At 73.5% G+C, this 12738-nt stretch carries 8 protein-coding genes and 1 pseudogene; 3 read left to right on the forward strand and 6 right to left on the reverse strand.

Going from position 1 to position 12738, the window contains the following annotated elements; genetic code table 11:
* Positions 1-2 precede the first annotated feature (2 nt).
* Together ACWCP0_RS15910 and ACWCP0_RS15915 are read left to right on the forward strand one after the other, a co-directional pair.
* Entirely contained in the window at positions 3-491 is a 489-nt protein-coding gene (locus ACWCP0_RS15910) for a rhodanese-like domain-containing protein (RefSeq protein ID WP_451079397.1), read from the forward strand.
* Between the two features lie 89 nt (positions 492-580).
* Positions 581-1435, forward strand: coding sequence for an SDR family oxidoreductase (locus tag ACWCP0_RS15915; RefSeq protein ID WP_451079398.1), 855 nt, complete (start codon positions 581-583; stop codon positions 1433-1435).
* 263 nt (positions 1436-1698) lie between these two features.
* Here ACWCP0_RS15915 and ACWCP0_RS15920 read toward each other — a convergent pair whose 3' ends face one another.
* Both ACWCP0_RS15920 and ACWCP0_RS15925 read right to left on the reverse strand, forming a co-directional pair.
* Positions 1699-3399 (reverse strand): DUF885 domain-containing protein, encoded by a 1701-nt coding sequence (locus ACWCP0_RS15920; protein WP_451079399.1) that lies wholly within the window; start codon positions 3397-3399, stop codon positions 1699-1701.
* A gap of 82 nt (positions 3400-3481) precedes the next feature.
* On the reverse strand, positions 3482-3958 hold the full coding sequence (locus ACWCP0_RS15925) for an Lrp/AsnC family transcriptional regulator (protein WP_451079400.1): 477 nt from the start codon (positions 3956-3958) through the stop codon (positions 3482-3484).
* Between the two features lie 59 nt (positions 3959-4017).
* Here ACWCP0_RS15925 and ACWCP0_RS15930 point away from each other — a divergent pair.
* A pseudogene (locus ACWCP0_RS15930) lies at positions 4018-5232 on the forward strand (trans-sulfuration enzyme family protein); the annotation flags it as partial.
* On the opposite strand, the gene ACWCP0_RS15935 reads toward ACWCP0_RS15930, so the two are convergent.
* The 4 genes from ACWCP0_RS15935 to ACWCP0_RS15950 form a co-directional block, all read right to left on the reverse strand.
* On the reverse strand, positions 5168-6646 hold the full coding sequence (locus tag ACWCP0_RS15935; RefSeq protein ID WP_451079401.1) for a GNAT family N-acetyltransferase: 1479 nt from the start codon (positions 6644-6646) through the stop codon (positions 5168-5170). The pseudogene ACWCP0_RS15930 and the gene ACWCP0_RS15935 overlap by 65 nt on opposite strands.
* A gap of 76 nt (positions 6647-6722) precedes the next feature.
* Entirely contained in the window at positions 6723-9464 is a 2742-nt protein-coding gene (locus ACWCP0_RS15940; RefSeq protein WP_451079402.1) for a DUF6493 family protein, read from the reverse strand.
* The gene (locus ACWCP0_RS15945) at positions 9461-10897 is read right to left on the reverse strand and encodes an SWIM zinc finger family protein (protein ID WP_451079403.1); all 1437 of its coding nucleotides are present in this window, start codon (positions 10895-10897) and stop codon (positions 9461-9463) included. Before ACWCP0_RS15945 ends, ACWCP0_RS15940 begins: the two co-directional genes overlap by 4 nt.
* Positions 10898-11093: 196 nt before the next feature.
* The gene (locus tag ACWCP0_RS15950) at positions 11094-12647 is read right to left on the reverse strand and encodes an alkaline phosphatase D family protein (RefSeq protein ID WP_451079404.1); all 1554 of its coding nucleotides are present in this window, start codon (positions 12645-12647) and stop codon (positions 11094-11096) included.
* Positions 12648-12738: the final 91 nt, after the last annotated feature.

Here is a 12738-nt window from a genome sequence, read left to right on the forward strand (position 1 = left end):
ACATGACAACGCCACAGCTCACCACGGCCCCGAACCCCGTGCTCCGTGTTCCCGCGGCCTCCCCGGCCGCGGCCGCCGCCTACTTCTCCGCCAGTCTGGCCTTCCACGCCGATGTCTCGGACGTCGCCGCCGCGCTCGCCGCCGACGGCGACCCCGGCTTCGTCGTGATCGACTCACGCTCCGCCGAGTCCTGGGACCAGGGCCACATCCCCGGGGCGATCCACCTGCCCACCGCCCTGATGCGCGAGCAGGCCGGGCAGCTCCTCGACCCGTCCGTGCCGGTCGTCACGTACTGCTGGGGTCCCGGCTGCAACGGCGCCACCCGCGCCGCGTTCGCCCTCGCCGAACTCGGTTACCAGGTCAAGGAGATGCTCGGCGGCTTCGAGTACTGGGTACGGGAGGGCTTCCCGTACGAGACCTGGGAGGGCGAGGAGCGGCGGACACCGGACCCGCTGACCGCGCCGGTCGCCGCGGAGGACTGTGGCTGCTGAGGCCGGGGGCGGCGTGTGCGCCCCCACGTCATCCACCCACCCGAATTGCGGGTGACAGCACGCGGAGGTGGCCGCCAGGATGGGCTGCCATGCCCAGGATTCCGAACCCCGACGCGGCGGCGCTGCGCCGCGACCCCCTGCCGCTCCGCGGCCGCACCGCCCTCGTCACCGGCGCGAGCAGACGCGGCGGCATCGGGTACGCCGTCGCGCGCCGGCTCGCCGCGTACGGCGCAAGTGTCCATCTCCACCATCACGTCCCGCACGACGCCGCCCAGCCCTGGGGGGCCGAGCCCGGCGGCCCGGAGGCTGTGGCCGATGGCGTACGGGAGGCCCTGGGCGACCCGGATGCCCGCGTGTTCCACGGCCCGGGCGACCTCTCGCACGCCGAGGCCCCGGCCGAGCTGATGGCCCGGGCGGCCGAGTCGCTCGGTGGCCGCGTCGACATACTCGTCGCCAACCACGCTCTCAGCGGCTTCGACGGCACGCTCGATGCGATCGACGCGGCGATGCTCGACGCCCACTGGGCGATCGACACGCGTTCCGTGATCCTGCTGGCCCAGGCGTATGCGCGGCTGCGGGCAACCCTGCCGCCCCGCACGCCCGGTGGCCGGATCGTCATGCTGACTTCCGGGCAGGACATCGCCGACGGCATGCCCCACGAGCTCGCCTACGCGCTCGCCAAGGGCGCCCTGGCCTCGGCCACCCGCACCCTTGCCACCGCCTTCGGCGACCTCGCGGTCACGGTCAACACCGTCAACCCCGGTCCCGTGGACACGGACTACCTCTCGGGCGACGCGTACGACGCGATCACGGGGCTCTTTCCGGCGGGCAGATGGGGTATGCCGGACGATCCGGCGCGGCTCATCGCGTGGCTGGCGACGGACGAGGCGGAGTGGGTCACCGGTCAGGTGATCAACTCGGAGGGCGGCTTCCGCCGTTCCTGAGGATTCGGCGTGTCCGGCGGGCGCCACTCAAGGCTTTCCGGCTGGGCTCCGCTCGAGCCGGTTCCGCGTCCGAGGACGGGCGGCCGGGGCCGGCGGAGGGTGCCGGGCATTCTCAGCTCGTCCGGCGCTCGAGGACGGACACCCCGGCTCACCGCGCACCCGGCGCCCTCAGCAGCAGGGCACCGGTGGCGCTCACGCCGGCGCCCGGCCGCGCGCCGATCGCGCGGCCGGGTCGGTGACGTCGACGCCGTACGGCGCCGAGGTCAGAGCTTCGAGAGTTCGTCGACCAGGTCGTCGAGGCCCAGCGGGCCCTGGGACAGGGCCGCCATGTGCCAGGCCTTGGCGTCGAAGGCGTCGCCGTGCGCCGCGCGTGCGGCCTCGCGTCCGCGGAGCCACGCGCGTTCGCCGAGCTTGTAGCCGATGGCCTGGGCCGGCATGGACAGATAGCGGGTCAGCTCGCTCTCGACGAAGTCCGCGGGCCGGCCGCTGTGGCTGCCGAAGAACTCCTGGGCCAGGTCCGGCGTCCACCGCTCGCCCGGGTGGAACGGCGAGTCCGCGGGAATCTCCAGCTCCAGGTGCATGCCGATGTCGACGATGACCCGGCAGGCCCGCATCATCTGCGCGTCGAGATAGCCGAGCCGGCGCTCCGGGTCGGGCAGGAAGCCGAGCTCGTCCATCAGCCGCTCCGCGTACAGCGCCCAGCCCTCGGCGTTCGCGCTGACGCCGCCGATCGTCGCCTGGTAGCGGGAGAGCTGGTCGGCGACGTGCACCCACTGCGCGATCTGCAGATGGTGGCCGGGCACACCCTCGTGGTACCAGGTGGACACCAGGTCGTACACCGGGAAGCGCGTCTCGCCCATCGTGGGCAGCCAGGTCTGGCCCGGCCGCGAGAAGTCCTCCGACGGACCGGTGTAGTACGGGGCGGCCGCGCTGCCGGCCGGGGCGATGCGGGACTCCACCCTCCGTACCCGCTCGGCGAGTTCGAAGTGCGTACCGTCGAGTGCCTCGATCGCCTCGTCCATCAGGCTCTGCAGCCAGACCCGGACCTCCTCGACGCCCTCGATGTGCGTGCCGTGCTCGTCGAGATGGGCGAGGGCCTCCCAAGGGCCGGACCCCGGCAGGATCTTGTCGGCCTCGGCCTTCATCTCGCCGAGCAGCCGGTGGTATTCGGCCCAGCCGTACGCGTACGCCTCGTCGAGGTCGAGATCGGTGCCGTTGAAGTAGCGGACCCAGCGCGCGTACCGCTCGCGGCCCACCGTGTCGGACGCGGACTCCACCGCGGGGGCGTAGACCTCGCGCATCCAGTCGCGCAGGCCGGTGACCGCGGCCGTTGCCGCGAGCGCCGCGCTGTCCAGATCGGCGCGCAGGCCGTCCGGACCAGCGGCGACGAACTCCTGGAACCAGCTCCGGCCCTCTTCGTCGGAGCCGGCCGCTCCCGACCACTCGTCGAGCTGCGTGGTGAAGGCGGCCGTGGCGCGCGGACCGGCCGGCAGCTTGCGGTCGAGGCCGAGGGAGAGTGAGGCCCGGTAGCCCGCCAGCGCGTCGGGGACGGCCCGCAGCCGCTCGGCGATCGTGGCCCAGTCCGCCTTCGATTCCGTCGGCATCAGCGTGAACACGTTGCGCACGGCGTGTGCGGGGGAGCGCAGGTTGCTGACGGTGCGCAGTCCCTCATCGGCTTCGTGCACGGCCAGTTCCGCCGTGAGCCGCTCGCGCAGGAGACGCCCGCAGCGCCGTTCGGCATCCGAACCCGCTCCGGGCCGCCGCTCCGCCTCGTCGAGGCGGCGCAGCGTCTCGCGGGCGAGTTCGGCCACGGCCTCCTGGCCGGCCGGGGAGAAGTCGGGGAGGCGGCTCGCGCTCTCCGGGACGCCCAGGTAGGTACCGGTGATCGGATCGAGGTCGATGAGTGCGTCGACGTAGGCGTCGGCGACCTGGCGGGGCAGCGCGCTGCTCGGTGTCTCTGGCATGTGCTCATCCTGGCCGCTGCGAGGGGCCCGCGTCACCATCGTCCGATCTCGGTCGGCTGACAAACGAGCCTGCGCCGCGGGCTCAGGGGACGGGCGGCAGCAGCGGTCCGCAGTCCCAGTGCTGGAAGATCAACCGGGTCTCCACCCGGGCGACCTCTGGCCGCGAGGTGAATTCGTCGAGTACGAGCCGCTGGAGATCCGCCGCGTCAGCGACGGCCACGTGCACCAGATAGTCGTCGGGGCCGGTCAGATGGAAGAGCGCGCGCGACTCGGGCAGTGCCCGCACCCGCTCGACGAACGGACCGATCAGGTCCCGGCGATGGGGGCGTACCTGAACGGAGAGGAGTGCTTCAAGCCCTCTTCCGAGTTTGGCCGGATCGATGCGGAGCTGATGGCCCAGGATCACCCCGCTGCGACGGAGCCGGGCGACCCGGTCGAGGCAGGTGGAGGGCGCGACGCCCACCTCGGCGGCCACGTCCCGGTACGTGGTCCGGGCGTCGTTCTGCAGAATGCGCAGTATGTGCAGATCCACCGGGTCGAGAACGACGGAATCAGCCATGGCCCGAACGTAACACGGAGCGATCGCGCTACTCTCCGGTAATTGTTCAGAGTGCGGCCATGGACTACGCCTCCTCCGCCGCCCTGACCCCCGCCACCAGGGCGCTGGCCACCGAAGCCGTGCACGCCGGCCGCGAAGATCTCGTGAAGCTGGGCGTGCACGCCGCACCGATCGACCTGTCCACCACCTACCCCTCGCACGACGTGGAGGCGGAGGCGGCACGTATCGACGCCTTCGCCGCGAGCGGGGGCCGGCTCGACGGACCGCCGGTCTACGCCCGGCTCGACAATCCCACGACGGCCCGCTTCGAGACCGCTCTGGCCCGGCTCGAGGGGACGGCCGACGCGGTGGCCTTCGCCAGTGGAATGGCGGCGCTGACCGCGGTGCTGCTGGTCCGGTCCGCCATGGGCCTGCGCCATGTCGTCGCGGTCCGTCCGCTGTACGGATGCAGCGACCATCTGCTGGACGGCGGACTGCTCGGCACCGAGGTCACCTGGACCGACCCCGCGGGCGTCGCCGACGCGATCCGGCCGGACACCGGGCTGGTCATGGTCGAGACGCCCGCCAACCCGACTCTCGCCGAGACCGACATCAAGGCACTCGCCCACTCCTGCGGCTCGGTGCCGCTGCTCGTGGACAACACCTTCGCCACCCCCGTCCTCCAGCGGCCCGTGGAGCACGGGGCCCGGATCGTGCTGCACAGCGCGACCAAGTACCTGGGCGGGCACGGCGATGTGATGGGCGGCGTCGTGGCCTGCGACGACGAGTTCGCGTCCGCCCTGCGGCAGGTGCGCTTCGCCACCGGCGGGGTGCTCCACCCGATGGCCGGCTATCTGCTGCTGCGAGGGCTGTCCACGCTTCCGGTACGGATCAGGGCGGCCTCCGTGACCGCAGCCGACCTGGCCCGGCGGCTCGCCGCCGACCCGCGCGTCGCCCGGGTCCACTATCCGGAGATCGGCGGCGCGATGGTCTCCTTCGAGGTGTACGGCGAGGCGCGCGACGTCATCGCGGGCGTACGGCTGATCACGCCCGCGGTGAGTCTCGGCAGCGTCGACAGCCTGATCCAGCACCCGGCCTCCATCAGCCACCGCATCGTGGCCGAGGGAGACCGGCGTGCCGCGGGCGTCAGCGACCGGTTGCTGCGCATGTCGGTCGGCCTCGAGGACGTCGAGGATCTCTGGGCGGATCTGTGCGAGGCGCTGAGCGTCGCTACGCCTGCTCGCTCCGCCCGTGCGGGAGCGGCCGGATCTGCGGGAGCTCACGAGGCAGTCCGTGCGGGATCTCGTACGGCAGGCGGGACGCCACGGGAGTCGCGCCCAGCCGCGCTGTGATCACCAGGGTGCCCTCCTCGATCTGGTAGTCGAGCGGGAGGCCGAGAGCGCGCATGGCCGCGACCATGCCCGTGTTGGACGACTGCGTCACGGCGTACACGCTCTCGCATCCCGCCTCGACGGCCATCGTGACCAGCCGGCCCAGCAGTTCGGAGCCGATGCCGCGGCGCTGCCACTCGTCCTCGACCAGCAGGGCGACCTCGGTCTCGTCGCCGTCCCACAGCAGATGGCCGAGGGCGACGAGCCGGCCGGAGGACGTCTCGACGGCGAGGGTGCGTCCGAAACGGGGGCTGAGCAGATGGTTCAGATAGCGGTCCGCGTCGCCGACCGGGCCGTGGTAGCGCAGGCTCAGGGTGCGTGCGGAGCAGCGGTCGTGCATCGCCCGGGCGGCGGCGACGTCGCCGCGGTCGGCCCGGCGCACGGTGATCTCGTTGCCCTCGGGGAGGGTCAGCACGTCCTGGCTGCGCGGAATGCGCGGGCCCAGGCGGGCGTCGAGCTCGACGAGCGCGCGGGCGCGGGCGAACTCGGTGGGCGTGAACGGCAGATACGGCCGCTCGACGGTGATCGTGCCGCCGCTCGGATCGCGCAGCCGCATCACGGTCTCCTCGAGCACGCCCTCGACGGGGGCGGGCTCGCCGGTCGGCCGGCCCGCGAGGTTGACTGCGGGCAGGGAGTGGATGGTGCAGCGGCCGAGCAACTGGCGCAGTGCAAGGGGTAGTTCGGCCGCATCGAGCGCGGTGCGTGTGGCGAGGCCGAGCAGCCGGGTCGGGGTGTCCACCAGGTCGTGGGCGTCGGCGCGCTCGATCCAGGTGCTGCTGCCGCCCGCGGCCGAGACCTCGCGGGTGATCTCCCGCGCCTGGAGCGCGGCGGGGGCCCGCAGCAGGAACTCGTCCACGGTCCCGTCCGCCAGCGGATGCGTCTGGAGCGTGAGGATGTCCACGTGGTGCCGGGCAAGGGCCGTGCACAGCGCGGCGAGACTGCCGGGCTCGTCCCGCACGGTCGTGCGCATCCGCCAGAGCATGGTCTCGCGCGGCGCGTCGGATCCGCCGGCGCCGTCCGATGCGCCGGTCGGGGCGGAGAGGCGGGCGGTCCCGGAGCCGTCGGCCCCGGGACCGCCGGTATCGGCGGCCGGAGGCGCATGGCCGTGGCGGCGTGCCCACCATGTGTGGAACGCGGCCGTGGCGATGAGCGCGACGGCGGAGGCGACGAGCAGATACGGGCCGTCGGGACCGTGGGCGATCATGTTCGCCACGGCGTCGGCGACGGCGACGGCGGTGAACAATGCGGCCAGCTCGACGAGGTCCCGCCGCCAGTGGTGCTGGCGGCGGGTGCGCTTCGCGTACGTCACTTGAGTCATGGAATCACTGTGACCGAGCGGTGTTGCGTGATCACGAACGCTTTGTGACTGACTGGTTAAGCATGGATCTAGCGGGTTATTGGCTGTTTTCGGCATTTTGCGTCCTGGGTTGATCGTGGCTGTGACGGATCGCGGTCAGCAGCCGGTCGGCCTGGGCCACCAGCTGGGAAGAGCCACCGCGAGCGGTCAGCTCCGTGAGACCGGCGGGCTCGGCGACGCTGCCGGGCTCGGTGGCCGCCCCGCACCGCTCCAGGCAGTCGGCGGCCACGGCCAGTATCCCGCCCGACCCGCGCGGTGGATCACCGGCGTCGAGCAGACCGGGCAGGACCGAGCCCAGCACCGACCACATCGTCGCGTACGCGCCGGTCGCGGCGGCCGTCCGGACCGCATCCGCGAGCCGGTTGGGCTTGACCGCGCCGAGCCGCAGCAGCTCGGCCACTTCGCGGCCCAGCCGTCCGCCGTCCAGCTCGCCGCGGGCGGCGAGCACGAGGAGCGCGTCCACCGCCGCGAGCCGGTCCTCCGCGTGACGTGCGCCGAGCCCGTACGCGACCGCCAGGTGCACGGCCTCACCGGCCGGGCCGCCGCACTCGGTCAGCCGGGGCAGCAGCGCCGCGTTGCCGCGCTCCTCGGCGGTGGCGCAGGCCGCAACCTCGGGCAGTGTCCAGGCGGCCAGCGTCTCGCGGTCCTCGGGCAGCACCGCGAACCACTGGGTCTCCAGGGCCGACCAGTGGTAGCAGCGGCCCGATCCGGAGTACGGGCGCCCCAGCCTCTGGAAGGCCCGCGGGAAGTCGCGCTGGAGGGCGAGACGTTCCCTGCTCTCGACGACGATGTGGCGCGCGGCCTGCCGTGCCCGGTCCCACCAGTGCGGCCGGGCCTCGGCGTCCGGCTCGTGCACGCGCCGCACCAGCGGCGCCGCACCGGCGTCCGCGCCGAGCCAGGCGGCGAGCCTCTCGCCTTCCCGCGTGCCCAGCGCCGTGGCCGCAGCCGCGGCGCCGGCCGTCCCGCCGGCACTCCGGCGGACCCGCAGCAGAGCCTGGGCGAAGTCGCTTTCCACGGGGTCCGCGCACAGCCGCCCGTACGCGCTGAGCCGCTCGACCAGATCGCTCGCGTCCAGCGCGCCGTTCTCCCACGTGGGCGTGGCGAGGAGGAAGGGCAGCTGCCGGGTCCGAATGCGGTAGGCGACCTCCCACAGGCGGACGTTGACCACGGAGTCCAGCGCCAGATGGACACAGGCCGCAGTGGGGCCGCCGCGGACCAGGCCGTCGCGCAGGCTGCGGACCGACACCCGGTCCAGCACGGCCGCAGCGACGACCTCCACGCCCTCGAAGCGCTCGGCGGACGGCAGGTCCACGGGGTCGCCGTCCGAGGCCTCGCCGAGCCACCATCGGTCGGCCAGCGCGGGGCGCAGGGCCGCCGCCAGCGCCTGGCGGTCCAGGTGGGCGTGGCGCACCAGGCCGTCGAGCGCGCGCTCGAACTCCGCCACCGACGCGGAACGCGACTTGATCAGCGCGACCACGAGCTCCACGGTCTCCTCGACGGTGTCCGGTGCGGGAGCCAGCCGCGCGGGCACCGGCGCCGGTGGCAGAGTCTCCTCGTACGGCGCCCCGTCGCCCGCCGCCGTCTCCTCGCCGAACACCTCGGCAGCGAGCGCCCGGTGCACCGGACTCAACTGTCCGGCCAAGCCGGCCAGTTCCGACCGGAGGGCATCGTCCACACCAGGGCCGCCTCGCCCGGCCCGGACATGGCGGCCCACCAGCTTCAGCGCCCGCTCCTGGATCGCGGTGTCCTCGTGGCCGAACGCCTCGGCCACCACCGGCAGCAGCTCGGCCGCGGCCCCCGGATCGCGCCGGAGCACCTTGCCGATCAGCACCAGCTGGGCCCGTACCAGCTTCTTCTCCGGACGGAACAGCACCGCGGCGGACATCTCCGCCAGCTGCCCCGCCGGCAGTGCACCGGACTCGGCGAGCCGGGCGAGCACCTCCTGGGCGTGACCGGCCGGCGACGAGGGCCCGTCCGCCGCCATCGCGATCCAGTCCGCCGCACGGTCCCGCTCCTCCGCCGGTGTCAGTGCGATCCGCTTGAGCAGCACCAGGAAGAACCGCAGCTCCGCGGGCCGCCCTCCGCGCACCAGCCGGGCCACGCACCCGTCGACGAGCACGGACCGGTCGACCACCCCCTCCTCGGCCAGCCCGGCGAGCGCCGACGGCCAGTGGTCCGGCGCCTTCGGGTCGCTGTACCAGGAGAGGGCCGGGGCCGGCTCCACCGTCTCGAACAGACGTGGCGCCAGCTCCCGCACATGCGGATCGCTGCGCAGCGCGAGGGAGAGGGGGGCCCGGGAAACGCGAGAGGGCCTCGCCGAGACCAGGGACTCCGCCCAGCCGTGCACGAAGGCGTCCGTCGTCGGCACGGGGCACTTGGCCAGCCGCACCAGGTCGGCGATGAACGGATGGTCCTCCGCGGCCGTCGCGGCCCGGGCCGCGAGCCGGTGCGCGACATCGCTCAGCCACGCCGGCTCCCGGTGGGCCAGGACATCGAGCAGGTCCGTGCTCGGCAGCGGCCGCCAGTCGCGAAGCTCACGCGCCCCGATCCAGGCCGCTGCGGCCGCCGCGCCGGTGTGGCACCCGGCTCCGGCGACGAGCAGCGCGCGCTGGGCGGCGCTCTGCGCCTGCCGGCGGTCCCAGCCCCAGCCGCGCACCTCACGGCGCAGCTCCTTCAACTCGGCGAGTGCCGCGCGGCGTTCGGCCGCCGTCATCGGCTTCAGCAGGCCCGGCACGTCGTGGACCCGGCCCGCCCGTGCGGCATCGAGAAGCTCCTTCATCGCACGCCTCCCTCGGCAGGCGCGGCCTGTGCCGTCGTGCCGTGCTGCGTCGCGCCGTGGGGATCGGTGCCCCGCTTCGCGATCCGGACGGCCAGTGCGTGCTTGCACGGGCCACGCGTGCCCCGGTGGTCGGCCCACCACTGGCAGGTGCAGTTCAGCGCCCCGCCCGCGTCCCGTACCTGATAGCGCCGCTCGGCGGATACGACCGTCGCGTTCGCACCGTCGATCCGTACCGCACCTGCCGAGACCAGCGCCCGGGCCGCGACCAGGCGTGGATTGTGCCGCTCCGTGCGGTCCGCGTCGTACGGCAGCTCCCGGTGGAAGTAGGCCGCGTCGGCGATGTCGTACCCCACCCGGCCCGCGGTGCCGAGCCGGGTGAGCGCGGCCCGCACCCGCGCGACCGTGAGGCCCGACTGCTCGGCCAGGTCGGCAGGGTCGATCCGGGGCTCCCACGCCAGCAGCACGGACACCAGCTCCGCGTCCTCGGCGGCCTCGTCGGTGGCCAGCGCCTCCAGCACCCCGCCCTCGCCCGACAAGCCCCGGGCCGCCTCGGGCGACAGCGTGAGCGTCAGCCGCATGCCCGGCAGCGTCACCTCCCACGCGCTCGCCGTGGCGGCGGCGCCCGCGCCGGCACCGCCCGTCACCGGCGGGCCGTACACACGCAGCCCCGTCGCCTGGCGCAGCACCCGCTGCAAGGCCGCCAGCCGCTCGGGCCCCGGCAGACACACGGCCCCGGGAACGGGTCGCGTCGTCGGCCGCAGCGTCCTGCCCGCCGGGACGACCCACATCGCACCCCGTGAGGCGCCGCCCGACGAGCGCGGCAGCGAGCGAAGGAAACGCACGGCCTCGGCGGCGGTCAGTTCGGCCCGCAGATCGAACCCGGCGGAGACCACCTGCGCCTCCGCGAACCCGCGCAGCCAGCGGTCGGGGAGCGGCACCTTCTTCTCCACGACGGCACCGTCCAGCGTGGTCACCGCGAGCTCGTCCGGGCCGACCCGCAGATGCAGCGGATCGTCCCCGCCCAGCCGTGACAGCGCCTCCCGCAGCGGATTGTTGACGTCGACGTTCGTCGTGCCGTGGCCGGTCTCGCCGCCGTCGAGCCCCTCCTGGAGCACGTCGAGGCGTGCGTACACACCGCAGCATCCGGAGAACGACTCGAACCGCAACCGGTCGCCGTTCCCCGTCACCACCGGGTCGAGGGAGGCGCGCAACTCGCGCTGGTAGTAGCGCGTGGCCGCCACGTCCGCCACGGCGAGCAGCCCGCGGGCCGCGGTCCGGGGCGACGTCAGAAAGCCGGAGAAGAACCGGGGATGGGCCTTGGCGCCGGTGGGCGTCAGTCCACCGGCGGTCTCGAGGCCGAGCAGCCGGCCGTCCCCCGCGGACTCCAGGGCGGACGGCCGGGAATAGGCGAATGCCTGTACGGATCGCGTCATGTGAAGGACGGTAGGGCCCACCACTGACAACGCCCCGGGCATCCACAGGCGGCTGCCCGGGTACCGCCCGGGCGCCCGGCATTCGGGCCCGTCCGGCGCGGCGCGGCACCTGCCCGTCGGACACCCGCGGTCACGTTCCCGCGATCGTCCCCCTCGACCACGTCGCGCACCAAGGCCGGCGCGCAGGGCGGAGCGGCTACTGGCCCACCCGCCCCGGCTGCAGCACCTTGCTGAACAGCACCGCTCCGCCCTCCGCCCGGAGCCGCACCGTCAACTGCCCGCTCCCGCCGTCGATGTCGACCTCGCCGAAGTACTGCGGCGACTCCATCGGCGACACGTTCGCCCGCTCCGGCGCCCGTACGAACACCCGCTCCGGCCCGAACGTCCCGTCCAGCGCGTTCGCCGGGAAACCGCCCGCCGCGAGCGGTCCGGAGACGAACTCCCAGAAGGGAGCGAAGTCCTTGAACGCCGCCCGCTCCGGGACGTAGTGCTGCGCCGAGGTGTAGTGGACGTCCGCGGTCAGCCACAGTGTGCCGGTGATCCGCCGGTGTTTGATGAACCGCAGCAGGCCGGCGATCTGCAGCTCGCGTCCGAGCGGCACACCCGGATCCGCCTGCGCGACCGCCTCGAAGTTCGTGGCGCCGTCCGGGACGACGAGCCCGAGCGGCATGTCCGCCGCGAGCACCTTCCACACCGCACGCGACCGCGACAGCTCACGCTTGAGCCAGGCCAGTTGCTCCGCGCCCAGGATGCCGGTCATGTCGTCGGCCTGCCGCCCGGGTGAGTTGGCGTTCCGGTACGAGCGCATGTCGAGCACGAACACGTCCAGCAGGGGCCCGTACCGCACGACACGGTGCATCCGTCCCTCGCGGCTGCCCATGCGCAGCGCCGACACGGGGAAGTACTCGCTGAACGCCTGCAGGGCGCGCCCGGCCAGCACATCCACGTTCTTCTCGGTGTAGCGCGCGTCGTCGAGGATCTGCCCGGGGTACCAGTTGTTGCGTACCTCGTGGTCGTCCCACTGCACCACGGTCGGCACCTGCGCGTTGAACCGGCGGACGTTCTCGTCGAGCAGGTTGTAGCGGAAGTTGCCGCGGTACTCCGCGAGCGTCTCCGCGACCTTCGACTTCTCCTCGGTCGTGACGTTGCGCCACACCCGTCCGTCGGGCAGCGTCACGCTCGGGGCGAGGGGCCCGTCCGCGTAGACCGTGTCTCCGCTGACCAGGAAGAAGTCCGGGTCGAGCCGCCGCATCTCCTCGTACGCGCGGTAGCCACCGATGTCCGGGTTGATGCCCCAGCCCTGCCCGGCGATGTCGCCCGACCACAGGAACCGCACGCCCGACGAGCGGCGGCGGGCGGGGGCCGTGCGGAACGTGCCGTACACCGGCTCACCGGTGCGGCGCGCGTCGTCGGGGTCGGCGAGCGTGACCCGGTAGTGGATCTGCTCGCCCGCCGGAAGTCCGCGCAGCGCGGTCGTCCCGGTGAAGTCCGTTCCGGGCCCGAGGAGCGGGCCGTGCCATCGGTGCGCACGGCCGAACGACTCGGTCGCCGAGGTCTCCACGATCATCCGGGCCGACCGGTCGGACCGTACCCACACCAGACCGGACGACGACGTCACATCACCGGTCTGGACGCCCCAGCCGGCGCCCGGCCTGCCGCGCAGGGACTGGGCCGGGGCGGCCGCCCCGAGTGTGAGCGCCGCCGAAGCGGCGAGCGAACCGCGCAGCACGGCACGACGGTTGTACGACATCGGATCGCCTCCGGAGAAGGGTGGGGAGGTTGCCGTGCCCATGCCTAGTGCCCTGCGGCGGCTGTCACACGAACCCCGCGTGAACAACGGT

It is taken from the genome of Streptomyces sp. NPDC001970 (assembly GCF_053594115.1).